A 14,395-nucleotide genomic window follows, 5' to 3' on the forward strand; every position below is an offset into this window, starting at 1 on the left:
CCGCAACCGATGCGGCATACTGCCAGCCCCTAAAAAACTCCCAGAAGCCCGCCGAATGGAAAACGAAGTCGACCCCCAGGTACTCGCAGTCATCAATGAAAAGCGACTGTCCGGACCACGGCTCACGCCGGTCGAAATCGTTGCCAAGATGGGCGTGTTCGACGCGCGCGAGAAGCCGTTCGACCACGCCTGGCTCGCAACCGGCGACAACGTCATCGCCACCATCTGGGCCGAATGGGTGAACGTGGGGAGCGGCGGACGCTGGTTCTGCCTGGAGTCGCTCGACATCCACCACCGCGCGGGCGGCGGCGAGCGCAACGCGCAACAAGTCCAGCGCGGCAAAGACCGCCTGGCCTTGCTCAAGCGCACCTTCGACGCCGGCCAGGGCTTTCGTGCCGTGGTGCAGACCAACCGCCTCGCCATCGTCGAAGTGGAAAGCAACAAGGACGCCAAGGTGTCCACCCGCGTGCGCGACGACGACGAATGGCACGTCGCCAGCTGGGAGCCCGAGCAGAAGCTGGCCGTGCTGGTGCGCGGCCCGCGCGGCTGGGTGCCGACCGAGGCCGAAGTGCAAGCCGCCAGGGCGCGCAGCAACGTGCCGCAGCAGCTGGCCGCAGGCGCCGGTGCAGCCGATGGCGCCGCAAGCAAGGCCTCGCCCGAAGAAGTGCGGGCCGCCGCCATCGCGTACGTCGTCAAGCATTTCACCGGCTACGGCTACAAGGCCGAGAACCTCGCCGACAAGAACATCGGCTACGACCTCGAAGTGTCGAACGCCAAGGGCCAGACGCTGCTGCGCGTCGTGGTCAAGGGCACCGCACCGGGCGTGCCGAGCTTCAAGCTCAGCGCGGAAGAAAGCGCATGCTCCGTGCGCGAGCCGCTCTGGCGTTTGCTGGTGGTGACCGACGCGGGCAGCTCGACCGCGCAGCACAAGATCTACAAGCCCACCGAGATCAGCTCGGCCCCGGGCCACGACCCGTCGTAAGCAGCGCGCCAGGGCCGGCGCATCTCAGGCCCACCGCATGGAGGAATCCAGATGCCTGTCGCCATGTTTGCCGCCCTGGGCTTTACCGTGGCGCTCCTCGTCACGACGGCCTACTTCATCATGGGTTCGATCCCGCTTCTGGTGCTGAAGCACGACACGCCGCTCGACGCCCGCTTTGTGCGCGGCTTCTTCAACATCTACTACAACGCCGCGTTCATTACCGCGACTGCAACAGCCATCAGCTTTGCGCTTGCGGGGCGCGCGGGGCTCGCCGCGGGTGCCGTGGTGCTGGCGCTGATTGCCGTCGCCCTGCGCAGGAAGATCATCCCCAAGATGGACTCGCTCGGAGCGCAGATCCAGGCGAACTACATGGACGCCATTCCGGGATTCCGCCGAACCCACGTCATCGCGATCCTGATCAACATCGCCCAGCTCGTGGCCATCGTGTGGAGCCTCATTTCGCTGGGCCGATAGTTCGGGCCGGGAGCCCAACTGTCAGGGCTCTGTGTCTTGCCGCTGCGCCGCGGCAGATATCTCTTCGATTCGAGAAATCTTCGACGAAATCTTTTTCCTTGTGCGGCTTCGCTTCTCTACAGTGAATGCCCCTGCGACAAGGCGCCCCTCCCTGTGGGCGACGAACACCGTGAAAGGAACGCGCACTCCAGTTGACGAATTAATGAACCGCCTCGCCTCACGGCGGGTGGCCGGTGCCCTCGTGCACTGGCACGAACGTGAGGCACAAAAGGCGACGGCCAGGGTGCATGAACACCCTGACCGTCTGACCACATGACGTGCCAATCTTCTACAAGGAGCACACCACATGGCTGAGCGAATTATGGCCGGGCGTTCCACGCCCCAATCTCCCCGCCGCACACGCGGCTCCACCAAGCCCACTGCGGCTACCCCGATGCCCGACGAGGCAAGGGAACTGCTCGAAATCAAACTGGCACAGCTGAACTCGCTGCTGTGGTGCTGCTACGGCGACGGCAACGGGTGGTTCGAGGAAGCAGGGGAGAAACACCGGGACCACATGCTCTGGATCGCGGCGGATCTGGCGCGAGAGGCGGAGATGTTGTTGCAGGTGAGTGGGCCGGGGTAGAGGCAGTCGAGATCGGCTGACGGCCAGGGCATCCCACAAAGAGGGGATGCTCTGGAACTTTCCTCTCCGTTAACGTAGCGCCGAGGAGGGTTCCCATGCCGATCCCAAACTTGTTCTACGGGCACCAAGATGCCTTGATGCGCGGCGCATCTCCCACAACGCTCGCCGTGGGCGATTCCTGGTTCTGGTATCCGTTCGACAACCTGCTCGGCGAGATTGCAGCGCATCGCCCACTGCAGTCGATCGTCGTGGCGGGCTACAACGGTTCCGAGGCTTCGGAATGGAAGGGCAAGTACGCCACCGCCATCAAGACCACTTTCGACATGTACGCCAGAGGCCCTCTCGTGAAGGCCCTCTTGCTCAGTGGCGGTGGAAACGACATCGTGGGGCAGGAGAATTTTCCGAAGCTGATCAAGGCCAACTGCTCGGCCTGCCAGTCGGTGCCGTCCTGCTACGCGGATGAGCAGCCATCGTCGGCACTGGACAAGATCATCGGCCACTACCGAAGGCTGATCAAACTCTTCAGGACCTACAACCAGACAGCCGTGGTCGTACTCCACAACTACGACGACGCGTACGCAACCGGCAAGGGCGTCTTCGGGCCAGCGGACTGGCTCAAGGTGCCGATGGAGACATGCCGCGTCCCGGTCTCTTTGCGCAAGGCTCTCTTCAAAGATCTCGTAGGTGCCTTCGGCCAAGCGCAGGACGCGTTGGCGGCAGAGCCCGGTTTGGGAAAGATCGTTGCGCTGAAGACGACTGGGACCTTGGCGAAAAATCAATGGGCCAACGAATTGCATCCCACTCCCGAGGGGTTTCGGCTGCTCGCGGAGCGGAAGTTCTTACCGGCGCTGGATGCAGTGTGGTAGCGGCCGGCACGGGGCTGCAAGACAAGCACAAGAAATACGGAGGCCGAAAGATGCACTGGACCGCGACGAGCGTAGCCACGGTGGCGTTCATGTTGTTGATGCCATGGACTTCCTTCGCCTTCGAACTATCGCCGGATGGAACCTCCTTCGAGAAGAAGCTCGCGAAGAAGGGGCAGCCAACCGGCGAGAGGTTGCTCGGCAAGCTCGCGGACCTGGGCGTTCGAAAGTTCGGCAGCCCGGTTCACGAAGAGATTGCGAACCGATCGCTGGATTGCGATGGAGACGAAGAGATCTGCGCAGACCCCGACTGGGATCCGGCGCAGGCTTACGTGCTTGCTGGAGTACGCTGGAACGACGACCCGCCATTCAGGTTCGAGTCCGCGTTCGGAAAGTACCGAGGGTGCAAGGCCGGGGACACGGTGCGCCTTGTGGTGCAGCCCGAGTGCTGGGGGCGCGTGTTCTACGACGGGAAGAAAAGGGCGGCTCGCGGTGACGTACTGAATGCCAGGACGGCACCGCTGCTTGTGCGCTCCCATTTCGGGGACATGCAGTTTCTTCACGCGATGGGCGCAGCCGATGGCGAGCCGCCGGACGTCACCTTCGGGCGCATCATGATGTGGGCCGAGTTCACATGGAAGGTCGCGACCAGAAAGATTCCTCCCGATGGCATCGTGGCGAACCAGGACGTGCCGGGCATCCGCGACGTCTTCGGCATGAACGGATGGAGCGTGCAGGATCTCTTTGCCCTCGGCAACCCGAACATCCGCAAGCCTGCGTATCTGGGAAGCGTCGCGTTCGGAAGCCTCTTGCACACCGTTCAGGACTCGTTCTCCCGTGCACATGTCGAGCGGGAGCAAGTGACGAAGGGGGCCAAGTGCCCGGGCGCTGCAAGTGACTACGCGGCGCCGGGGCGCATCAAGGAATTCCACTCCTATGGACACCAAGACGCGGACAAGCATTCCGAGGCGGACGCTCGTGCTGCGTTTTCGGTTCACTGGTCTTCCGGGGCGCCGACTGCTGTGGATGTGGGGCGGGTGCTTGCGCAGTTCCATGACCGGGAGGCGGAATGGGTAGAGGTTCGGCCGTATGTGGAATGCATATTCAGGCTGTCGCCGAGTGCTATGGCAGCGTCACCTGGTGACTATGCGGTGGACTGATTGACAGACGACTCATGGAAATGAGTACATGGAGAAGATGATGGCACTCCTGGACGAGATTCTTAAATGGACCCAAACAAGCCTCACGCCCTGGCAGCAGGATGCAGCGCGCCGTCTTTTTCTTCAGAAGGATCTAAACGACGTAGATCATGATGAACTCTATGCACTACTTCGCGCGAGCCATGGGTTGCCTAGTGCTGCGGGGTTAGTTGCTGTTCCGCTGGCTGCCGAGCATCTTCCCGTCGCATCTGACTCTGGAGCCTCGGTATCGTTGACAGCGATGCGAAGCATGAAGAATGTGAATCGCCTTGCCTCGTCACAGACGTTAACGTTTTCTCCGGCGGGAATTTCCGTCATCTATGGAGGAAACGGCGCAGGGAAGTCCGGTTATTCAAGGGTCTTGAAGAAGGCTTGCAGAGCGCGCGATCAAGCCGAAGCCGTGCTTCCGGATGCGACGAATGCAGCCAACAAAACAGCCATTCCAGAAGCTACCTTTGACGTTTCAGTCAATGGTTCCGCTGCATCAGTGACGTGGCGAAGCGATGTAGCTCCGCCGGATCTGTTGTCGTCTACTGCAATCTTTGATGCCCGGTGTGCGCGGGTCTACCTGACTGCCGAACAGGTTGTCGCGTATTTGCCCTATGGTCTAGATGTAGTGGAGAGCTTGGCAAACAAAGTCTTACCGCAGCTATCTACCCGTCTTGCCTCCGAGATTGCGTCCATAAGCATGGACGTACAACCATTCCACCATCTATTGGGCGACACTGCCGTGGGGAAGCTTGTCGCAACACTTGGAGCTAAGACGAATCCTATTACGGTCGGTGAGCTTGCGAACCTGAAGGATGCAGAGATTGCGCGCCTAGCGGAGTTGGAAAAAGCACTCGCAGAAGCCGATCCTAAGGCCAAGGCAACAGAGGTTCGTCTGCAAGCTCAGAGATTGGAAGGCCTTGAGAAGAGTATTGATACGGCGGTCGCTTGGGTGGCCGATCCGGCCATCGCAAAGCTTCACGATCTCGATGGCACAGCTGTTGTCGCGCTTTCCGCAGAGAAGGCAGCTGCAGAAGCTTTCCGTGCCGGTGAAAACCTACTTGATGGAACAGGCGACGTTGTCTGGAAGAGGCTGTTTGAAGCTGCGCGGCGTTTCTCAATCGAAGCCGCTTACCCTGATAGTCCATATCCGCACGTTCACGATGGCGCTCTTTGCGTACTTTGCCAGCAGCCTTTGGGAGAAGGGGCTGCGCGGCTTGAACGATTCGAAGCCTTCGTCAGGCAGGATGCTGCCACGGTGGCGGAGGAGAAGCGAAAGCTAGTTGCAGGGGCTATTGCAAAGATATCGAGTGCCCAGGTGAGCCTTTCAATCAGCGAGGCCCTGAGCAACGAACTGGCGGGAATTCAGGCCGGGCTTCCTGTGTCATTGAAGAATTTTGATGAAGCTATTGAGGCCAGACGCCAAGCAATGTTGATGGCTGTTGCATCTCATGACTGGGAAAAAATTCCTCCTCTTACTGATGATCCTCGAAAGTCCTTGAAAGAAATAATCGTCAAACTTGCAATGCTGGTTGCAGAACTTGAAAAAGCAGGTGATGAGGTAACACGAAAAGCGCTTGAAAAAGAGAGAGATGAGCTGCGTGCTCGCCGGTCACTTGCCGCATCTGTGCCGTCTATCCTCGCCCTGATCGATCGGTTTCAACTGAAAGAGAAGCTCGAGTCGTGCAAGCAGAGCCTGAGAACAAAAGGTATTTCGGATAAGTCCAAAGAGTTTGCGAGTAATGCTGTAACCAAGACGCTGCAAATCGCGCTCGATGCAGAGTTTTCGCTTATGGGAATGGGGCACATAAAAACAAAACTTTCCGAGAGAACTGACAAAGGAAAGATGAAGTACAGGCTGCTTCTTGATTTGCCTGTCACAAATAATCTAGAAGACATTCTTAGTGAGGGCGAGCAACGTGCTATCGCAATAGGTTCCTTTCTGGCAGAACTAAAAATTGCTGGGCACGCCGGTGCGGTCGTATTTGATGATCCTGTTTCTTCCCTTGATCACTGGCGGCGTCTTAAGGTTGCGAGACGATTGGTGGAAGAAGCGCAACACCGGCAAGTCATTGTGTTTACCCATGACACCGCTTTCCTAGGGGAATTGAGGGATTGCATAGATCAGGTGGGAGTTCCTCATTCAATGCAAAACCTCGAATGGCGTGATGATCGGCCGGGTCACGTAAGCGACGGGCTCCCTTGGGAGCATCAAGGCTATAAAGAACGGCTCGATGCATTGGAGAAGTCGCAGAAGGCGTTCGAGAAGTTACCTTGGCCGACATATCCAGGAAAAGCCGAGGCATCTAAGATGCGGGAGCAGTATTCACAGATGCGCTCTACGATAGAACGCATTGTTCAAGATGTAGTGTTCTGCGGAGTAATCCGCCGCTACCGGGACTGGATACGAATGGATGGATTGGAGGGAGTCGTCGGATTTCAACCCGCAGAGCAAGCTGAAATTTCTCGGCTTCACAAACGCTGCTGTGACACCACGGATGCACATGATCCGTCTTCAGCAAAGAGCGCAACTGTGCCGACAGCCGCCGAGTTCGGCAAGGATATTAGCGACTTGAAAGCTGTAGTTGCCGTGATTCTGAATCGCCGGAAAAAGGGCGGGCCGTAGGCCCTTCCTTGGCCACACGCAGCTTGCGCTGCAGCCTCTTCACCTCTGCGGCATGTCCTTGACCGAATATCCCAAGCTCACGGTCGCATCCTCCGGAATCGCCGGCATCGTCGCATTCCAAGCCTGCCAATCCGCCCGCATCGCAGCCAGCCTTTCCGGCTCCTTCTTCGCCAGATTGGCCCGCTCGCGCTCATCCCCGGGGATGTTGAACAGGTACTCGTTCCCGTCCACCTTCAAGTACTTCCAGTCCCCATCGCGCATGGCTTCCTGCCCGCGATGGTTCATGCGCCAGTGCAGCGGCCTGCGAAAGCTGTGCTTCGCATCCTTCAGGACTGGCATCAGCGACACGCCGTCCAGCGGATAGTCCGCATGCGCCGCCACGCCGGCCGCGTCGAGCATGGTGGCCGACCAGTCCATCGTCATGCACAACTGCGTGCTCTCGCCGCCCTTGCCGATCACCGCAGGCCAGTGCGCGATCCATGGCACGCGGATGCCGCCTTCGGTCAAATCCATCTTGCCGCCCACCAGCGGCCAGTTGTCCGAGAAGCGCTCGCCGCCGTTGTCGCTGGTGAACACCACCAGCGTGTTGTCGGCCATGCCGTGCTTCTGCAGCGCGGCCATGATCCAGCCGATGCCTTCGTCCATGTGATGGATCATGCGGCGGTACACGTGGATGTTGCCGCCGGCCAGGTCGAACAGGTTGTCCTTCACGGCGGGTGCCTTGGCCGCGTCGTCGCGCGTTTCCCATGGCCAGTGCGGGGCGGTGTAGTGCAGGCTCAGGAAGAAGGGCGCTTCCTGCTTTGCCATGCGCTCCACGTACTCGACCGCGCGCTTCGAGAGGATGTCGGTGAGGTAGCCCTCTTCCTGCTTGTCTTCCTCGCCGAACCACAGGTCGTGGCGGCCGGTGGAGTCGCAGTGGGTGAAGTAGTCGACCCCGCCCGACATCGGGCCGAAGAACTCGTCGTACCCCGAGCGCAGCGGCCCGAAGCTGGGCGGGTAGCCAAGGTGCCACTTGCCGATCAGCGCCGTGCTGTAGCCGCTGGCCTTCAGCAATGAAGGCAGCGTGGGATGGTCGGTCGGCAGGCCCAGGGTAGTGCTGCCGCGGCTCCTGCTGTTGATGGGCTCTTCGGCGGCGCCGCGCAGGCGGTACTGGTAGCGCCCGGTGATCATGCCGAAGCGGGTTGGCGAGCACACGGGCGAGTTGGCGTAGCCCTGCGTGAGCTTCAGGCCGTTGGCGGCCAGTCCGTCGAGCACGGGCGACACGGGGCCGAACACGGCGTCGCGGCCGCCGTAGCAGCCGAGGTCGGCATAGCCGAGGTCGTCGGCAACGATGAAGATGATGTTGGGTCTGGTCATGTCTCTTTGGCGTCGTCGGGGCTCAGGGCTGGTAGCCCGACTTCTGCACCACCGGGGCCCACTGCGCGCGGTAGGACTTCAGCATCGCGGCGGTCTGCGCCTGCGTGCTCACCACCGGGGTCATGCCGGAGTCCTTGAACTTGCGCTGCGTGTCAGGGTCCTGCATCACTTCGCGAATGATGTTGGACAGGCGCTCGACCTTGTCCTTGGGCATGCTGGCCGGCGCGAAGAAGGTGTTCCAGCCGGTGGCGGACAGGTCGAGGCCGGCTTCCTTGAAGGTCGGCACGTTCGGCGCAAAAGGCGAGCGCTTGGCGCCTGACAGCGCCAGGATGCGCAGCTTGCCGGCCGCGTGCTGCGGGATCACCACGTCTTCGGTGTCGACGGCAATGGGCACCTGCCCGCCGATCAGGTCGTTCAGCAGCGGCGCGGAGCCGCGGTAGCCGATCACCTGGGTCTGCACCTTGGCCTTCTCGCCCACCATGAGGCCGAAGAAGTGCGGCAGGCTGCCGGTGGCCGGCACGCCGACGTTGGCCTGGTTGGGGTTGGCGCGCATCCAGGCGAGCAGGTGGTTGAGCTCGCGTACGGGCAGGGTGGGCGACACGGCCAGCGCGAAGTTGTAGTCGTTGACGTAAGACACGGGCACGAAGTCGCGCTCGGGGTCGTAGTTGTTGTCCTTGAAGACCAGCGGCGCCACCACCATCACGGCGGGGTTGGCGAGCATCAGCACGTTCTGGCTGGCCGGGGTGGTCTTCACCTGCTGCGCCGCAAGGCGGCCGCCCGCGCCGGGCTTGTTGTCGACCACCACGGGCACGCCCAGGCGGGAGGTGAGCTTGTCGCCCACGATGCGCGCCACGCGGTCGGTGGCGCCGCCGGGTGCGTAACCGACCACGATGTGCAGGGGGGTGTCGATCTTCGCCTGCTGCTGTTGCTGGGCAGCCACGCCGGTGGTGAAGGCCGTTGCAAGGCCGGCGATGGCCAGCAGGCCGGCGAGGCGGCGGCGGGTGAGGGTGGGAGTGCGGGAGGCGGGATTGGAAAGGGGCGGCAGCATGATGGGAGAGTCCTTGTCTTCATCGTTCAGGCGATGGCGAGTCAGTATGGCCGCGGTATGCGCAGTTGCAGACGATTCTGAAGACGGCGCGCTCGATTGTTCAAATCAACCATCAGGGAGGCTTACCCTCGAGCCTTCCGCTGGCCAGCCGACCTTCGGCGAGCCGGGCGGGGGGCGCGGCATCGACAGCAGTTTGACCACCGCCTGGCGCACCATGCAGAAGGAGTCCATGTCACCGAGCAATCTTCCGACGCAGCCAGAGGGCGCACCTGGCCGTGAACGCCAGCCGCTGGTCGACGCCCTGCGCGGCTTCGCGCTGCTGGGCATCCTGGTGGTCAACATCGCGAGCTTCTCCTCGACCTACTACGGTGTGGGCGTGCCCGACCCGATGGCTGTGTCGCTGGCCGAGCGCTGCGCGCTCTTCGTGCGGACCTTCGTGTTCGAGACCAAGTTCTACCTGCTGTTCTCGTTCCTGTTCGGCTACAGCTTCACGCTGCAGATGCAGTCGGCCGAGCGCGACGGCAAGCCCTTCGCGCCGCGCATGCTGCGGCGGCTCGTGGGGCTGTGGATGCTGGGGCTGCTGCATGCGGTGCTGCTCTACCACGGCGACATCCTCACCACCTACGCGGTGTTGGGCGCAGTGCTGCTGATGTTGCGGCGGCGTGGCGACGTCCTTCTCGCGCGCTGCGCGGTCGGGCTGGTGCTGGCGACCTCGCTGCTGTGGGCCGGCATCGGCTACCTGCTGACGTTGGCCGGCTCGCTCCCGGAGACGATGCGCAACGCGTATGCAGAGGCCGCCGTGGCGCTGGCTGCCTATCGCGGAACGCCCGCCACGGTGGTCGTCCAGCATCTGCGCGAGCTGTCGCAGATCTGGTGGATCACGGGGCTGGTGCAGGCGCCCACGGCGCTGGCGATGTTCCTCGCGGGCTTCGTTGCCGGGCGGCGCGGGCTCTTCGAGAACGCCGGGGCGCACCGCGCGCTGTTCCGGCGGACGCTGTACTGGGGGCTGGCGGTCGGGCTGCCGGGGGCCGCGGTGTATGCCTTTCCTTCGATGCGGCTGGACAACGTGGTGCGGGAGTTCTACGGCCTCGCGGCCACGCTGCTGACGGCGCCTTTCCTCGCCGCGGCCTATGCGGCCGGCCTGGTGCTGCTGATGCAGTCGCCGCGGGGCCATGTGCTGGAAAGCGTGTTGGCGCCGGCGGGGCGCATGGCGCTGACCAACTACCTGATGCAGTCGCTGGTCTGCGCATGGCTTTTCCTGGCCTATGGGTTGCGCTGGATCGGTACGGTCGGCCCGCTCGCGGCCACGGCCATCGCCTTCGCGATCTTCGCGGCCCAGCTGATGCTGAGCCGCTGGTGGATGAGCCGCTTCGTCTACGGGCCGGTGGAGTGGTTGCTGCGCGCGTTCACGAATCTCGCGCTGCCGCCGATGCGCCGCAGGCGCTGAGGCTTGGCCCTGGCGCTCAGGGCGGCGGCGGGTCGGCCGCAGGTGGCAAGGGCAGCGGCCGCGACCACAGCCACGCGAGCACCACGGTCATGCATGCAATGGCCAGCACGGCGAGCCATGCGCGGTGCGCCGTGAACGACACGATCACGGCACACACGGCCATCGTGACTGTCGCGCTCCACTTGGCGCGTCGGCTGACGGTGCGGCCGTTGGCCCAGTTGTGCAGCAGAGGGCCGAACAGCCGATGGTTCAGCAGCCAGGCATGCAGCCGCGGCGAGCTGCGGGCCGCGGCCCATGCGGCCATCAGGATGAACACCGTCGTCGGCATGCCGGGCACGGCGACGCCGATGAGCCCGAGCACCAGGCACAGCACGGCAGAGCCGTACAGCAGGGCGCGCACGAGCGCGGAACGCTGTTCGGGGGCGGGCTCGGGCTTCAACGCCGCATCAGGCCACGGCCCGTTGCTGCTGTTGTCCGTATTCCTGGTCGCCGTCGCTCGCGATGCGCATCTTCGGCAGGAACTGCGGATACTCGCGCTGCATGAAGTCGATCAGCCCTTCGCGCACGCTGCAGCGCAGGTCGAACGCAAGGCCCGATGTTGCCGCGGTGCACAGCACGCGGATCTGCATGGTGCGCTCGGTCGCATCGGTCACTCGCAGGTTGAAGAAGCGGCCGTCCCATTCGGGCGCGGCCTTCACGATGCGCTCGACCTCCGCGCGCAACGGCGCGAGCGGCATGCCGTAGTCGACGTAGATGAACACGGCGCCCAGCAGCTGCGCGGAGTGCCGTGTCCAGTTCTGGAACGGCTTCTCGATGAAGTAGGTGAGCGGCAGGATCAGCCGGCGCTCGTCCCAGATCTTGAGGACGACGAAGGTGCCGGTGATCTCCTCGACGCGGCCCCATTCGCCCTCGACCACGAGCACGTCGTCGATGCGGATCGGCTGCGCCAGCGCGATCTGCAGGCCCGCAATGAGGTTGCTGAACACCGGCTTGGCCGCGAGGCCGGCCACGATGCCGATGACGCCCGCCGAAGCCAGCAGGCTCGCGCCCACCTGGCGCGCACCCGGAAAGGTCATGAGCATCATCGCGCCGCCGGCCACCAGCACCACCGTCATGGCGGTGCGCGCCAGCACGCGCGTCTGCGTGAGCACGCGGCGCGCCTGCAGGTTGTCGTCGATGTCGGAGGGGTTCTGGGCCAGCACGCCTTCGGCGAAGCCGCTGATGGCCTTCACCGCGAGCCAGGTGGTCGCCGCGATCAGCAGCAGGCCCGTGAGATGGCGCACGCTGCCGATAAAGCGAAGGTCGTCGGGCGCGCCCTGCCACACCATGGTGAGGGCCGCCAGCGGAAGGACCAGCCGCGCCGCTGCGTTGCAATTGAGCACCATCGCGTGGATCGCCAGCGCGGGGCGTGTCACCCGCTTCAGGACAAGACCACCGATGCGGTGAGCAAGAAGAGAGAGGGGAACTGCGACGAGGGCGGCAATCCATGTGCCTAGCCAGGGGTGGGCGAGTATCTCTTTGGTCATCAGGCGGTGGTCGTCTTTGCTTGCGTTGCTGCTGTTGTCTCGTTCAGGGGTTGAAGAATGCGCGCCGCGTCGTCGCGCAGCTGCGTGGCGAGTGCCGTGGCCAGGTCGAGCCGGCGCAGCAGCCAGGGGCTGATGTCGTTGTCGAACGGGTCGGGCAGGGGGATCGGGCCGCCCACGGTGGTCGAGCCGGCGCTCTCGGGTTGAGAGGGGCCGGTGGTCGGGATGGTTCCGATGGCCGCCTCGATGCGCTGCGCGGTGCGGCTGATCGGGCCTTCGACCTCTGCGGGCGTGAGGCGGTCGCGCCGCAGCACGAGCATCGACTTCACGGCGCTCAACTGCGCGAGCAGCTGGTAGCTGTGGGCCTGCAGGTGCTCGAGCGGCTCCAGCGGCGGCTGCACCGCGCGCGGCTCCGAGAGCGAGCGCTGCGTGGCCTGCACCAGCGCCGAGAGGCTGTCGTAGGCCTCGCGGCGCGCGAGGCGCCATTCGAGCTCGGGACTGCTGTCGATGGCTTTGAGCTGGCCCAGGCCGAGCGCGAGCCGCGCATGCCGCGCCTGCGCGGTGAGCACGCGCGAGACCAGCGCTGGAATCTGCGTGCGCTCCCATGAGGGCAGCACGTAGCAGAAGCCCCAGGCCAGCGCGGCGCCGATGAGCGTGTCGGCGATGCGCTCGAACAGCGCGAAGATGGGCGCGATGCCCACGTTCAGCATGTGAGCCTGCACCAGGCCGAGCACGGTGGCGGCCACGGCGGTAATGAGGTAGCGCCGCACCGCGAAACTGTGCGCAATGGCCTGCGCCACGGTGACGATCACCAGCAGCATCAGCGCCGACGGGTGCGCCGACAGCAGCCCTACCGCGAGCACGCAGCCCAGCAGCGTGCCGGCCACGCGCGCGTTGCGGCGCTCCAGCGTCTGCGAGAGGCTGCCGCGCAGCACGACCACGATGGTCAGCAGGATCCAGTAGTCGTGCGAACCCCAGGGCATCGACACGGCGATGGCGTAGCCCGCGGCAATGGCCAGCGCGGCGCGGATGGCATGGCGCAGCGGCGGCTGGTCCCAGCGCCACAGCGTGAGGAAGGGCCGCAGCGACCAGTCGGTGGGGCTCACGAAGAGCTGCCAGTTGGCGCGCACCACGGCAAGGTTGGGCTCGGCATCGCCACGCGCCATGGCCGACAGGCGCAGCACCTCGTCGTTGATGTGGCCGATGCGGCTGGCCAGCCCGCGCGCGAGCATGGCGGCCGTGGGGCCGATGTGGCCGCCGCTGCCGCCGTGCATGTCGGCGCTGTCGTCGGCCGAGACGTGGATGGCCGCCAGGCGCGGGCGGCGGTCGGCCACGGCCTCGGGGTGGCGGCCCATCATGAGGGCGTCGGCCAGCGCGATGGTCTCGTCGGCCAGTTCTTCGAGCACGCGGCGCATCTCGATCAGCGCCTCGGCGTGCGCGGGGTGGGCGCGCAGGGTGTCGAGGTCGAGCTCGCTGGCCAGCAGCTGGTCGCGCATCTCGAGCACGATCACCAGCATGGCGGCCAGGCGCTGGCGGCGCGGAGTGCGCGGCGATTCGAGCACGATGTCGCGCGTGGCCTGCAACTGGTCGGCCAGCGCGGCCTGTTCGCGCAGCAGCTGGCCCAGCAAGGGCGCGGGGGTGTCGCGCACGTCGCGGGTTTCGTCCTGCGGCAGGAACTGGCTGGCCTCGGTGCGCATCAGCGCGGCCAGCGAATACAGCACGTCGGCCACCGACTGGGTGCGAAAGCGCCCGTTGAGCGCGAGGTTGGCGAGCGTGGCCCAGATCACGTACAGGCCCGCGCCCAGTCCGAAGTGCCAGGTGCGCTGGAGCACGTCGGCCAGGTCGGCGGGGGGCGGCGTGGCCATGGAGAAGACCATCGAGAACATCACCGCGATGGCGATCGGGATGCCCCGTTTGCCCCACGCCATGGCCAGGAAGGCCATGAAGGTGGCGGGCACCAGCAGCAGCCCTAGGCGGATGGGGGCGCTGTGCAGCATCTGCACCGCGAAGAAGAGCGGCAGCCCGATGAGCGGCGCCGGCAGCATCTGCAGGAACTTGCCGCGGCGCGGGCCGGGCAAGTCGGGCGGCGCAGTGACGATCACGCCGGTGGCGGCCGCAGAGGCCGCGATGGTGCCGAGCCAGAAGTGGATGCCGCCCGAGATGAACAGCAGGCCCAGCGCGACGGTGAGCCCGCTCTCGACGTAGTGGCTCAGCGCGATGCGCAGAGCGGCACGAACGCGGGGCGCGGCGTGGGGCCCCAGCAT

General features: G+C 64.3%; 12 protein-coding genes. 7 read left to right on the plus strand and 5 right to left on the minus strand.

Annotated elements, in window-relative coordinates; translation table 11 throughout:
* Nucleotides 1–55: 55 nt before the first annotated feature.
* From ACEOAB_RS08580 to ACEOAB_RS08605, 6 genes are all read left to right on the plus strand, one after another.
* Nucleotides 56–982, plus strand: coding sequence for a protein NO VEIN domain-containing protein (locus ACEOAB_RS08580; RefSeq protein ID WP_056596457.1), 927 nt, complete (start codon nucleotides 56–58; stop codon nucleotides 980–982).
* Nucleotides 983–1,033: 51 nt separating this feature from the next.
* Nucleotides 1,034–1,456: a hypothetical protein gene (locus ACEOAB_RS08585; RefSeq protein WP_056596454.1), complete on the plus strand. Its 423-nt coding sequence runs from the start codon at nucleotides 1,034–1,036 to the stop codon at nucleotides 1,454–1,456.
* 346 nt (nucleotides 1,457–1,802) lie between these two features.
* The gene (locus tag ACEOAB_RS08590; protein WP_413749461.1) at nucleotides 1,803–2,081 is read left to right on the plus strand and encodes a hypothetical protein; all 279 of its coding nucleotides are present in this window, start codon (nucleotides 1,803–1,805) and stop codon (nucleotides 2,079–2,081) included.
* Between the two features lie 95 nt (nucleotides 2,082–2,176).
* On the plus strand, nucleotides 2,177–2,947 hold the full coding sequence (locus ACEOAB_RS08595) for an SGNH/GDSL hydrolase family protein (RefSeq protein WP_413749462.1): 771 nt from the start codon (nucleotides 2,177–2,179) through the stop codon (nucleotides 2,945–2,947).
* 50 nt (nucleotides 2,948–2,997) lie between these two features.
* The gene (locus ACEOAB_RS08600; protein WP_413749463.1) at nucleotides 2,998–4,104 is read left to right on the plus strand and encodes a hypothetical protein; all 1,107 of its coding nucleotides are present in this window, start codon (nucleotides 2,998–3,000) and stop codon (nucleotides 4,102–4,104) included.
* A gap of 28 nt (nucleotides 4,105–4,132) precedes the next feature.
* Complete coding sequence (locus ACEOAB_RS08605) at nucleotides 4,133–6,757, plus strand: AAA family ATPase (RefSeq protein ID WP_413749464.1); 2,625 nt, start codon at nucleotides 4,133–4,135, stop codon at nucleotides 6,755–6,757.
* 39 nt (nucleotides 6,758–6,796) lie between these two features.
* Here ACEOAB_RS08605 and ACEOAB_RS08610 read toward each other — a convergent pair whose 3' ends face one another.
* Both ACEOAB_RS08610 and ACEOAB_RS08615 read right to left on the minus strand, forming a co-directional pair.
* Nucleotides 6,797–8,113 (minus strand): sulfatase family protein, encoded by a 1,317-nt coding sequence (locus ACEOAB_RS08610; RefSeq protein WP_413749465.1) that lies wholly within the window; start codon nucleotides 8,111–8,113, stop codon nucleotides 6,797–6,799.
* 22 nt (nucleotides 8,114–8,135) lie between these two features.
* A complete protein-coding gene (locus tag ACEOAB_RS08615) occupies nucleotides 8,136–9,161 on the minus strand; it encodes a Bug family tripartite tricarboxylate transporter substrate binding protein (RefSeq protein WP_413749466.1) in 1,026 nt (341 codons plus the stop codon).
* A gap of 229 nt (nucleotides 9,162–9,390) precedes the next feature.
* Between ACEOAB_RS08615 and ACEOAB_RS08620 the strand changes: the two genes are divergently transcribed.
* Nucleotides 9,391–10,608 carry a DUF418 domain-containing protein gene (locus ACEOAB_RS08620; RefSeq protein WP_413749467.1) on the plus strand — a complete coding sequence of 406 codons (1,218 nt, stop codon included), beginning with the start codon at nucleotides 9,391–9,393 and terminating at the stop codon, nucleotides 10,606–10,608.
* 16 nt (nucleotides 10,609–10,624) lie between these two features.
* Here the strand turns inward: ACEOAB_RS08620 and ACEOAB_RS08625 are convergent, their stop codons facing one another.
* The 3 genes from ACEOAB_RS08625 to ACEOAB_RS08635 are packed head-to-tail and all read right to left on the minus strand — an operon-like array spanning nucleotide 10,625 to nucleotide 14,395.
* Complete coding sequence (locus ACEOAB_RS08625) at nucleotides 10,625–11,047, minus strand: YbaN family protein (RefSeq protein ID WP_413749468.1); 423 nt, start codon at nucleotides 11,045–11,047, stop codon at nucleotides 10,625–10,627.
* A 7-nt stretch (nucleotides 11,048–11,054) separates the two neighbouring features.
* The gene (locus ACEOAB_RS08630) at nucleotides 11,055–12,134 is read right to left on the minus strand and encodes a mechanosensitive ion channel family protein (RefSeq protein ID WP_413749469.1); all 1,080 of its coding nucleotides are present in this window, start codon (nucleotides 12,132–12,134) and stop codon (nucleotides 11,055–11,057) included.
* Nucleotides 12,134–14,395: an FUSC family protein gene (locus tag ACEOAB_RS08635; protein ID WP_495653606.1), complete on the minus strand. Its 2,262-nt coding sequence runs from the start codon at nucleotides 14,393–14,395 to the stop codon at nucleotides 12,134–12,136. The genes ACEOAB_RS08630 and ACEOAB_RS08635 overlap by 1 nt, the downstream gene beginning before the upstream one ends.

This window comes from Variovorax sp. Varisp53 (genome assembly GCF_059491555.1).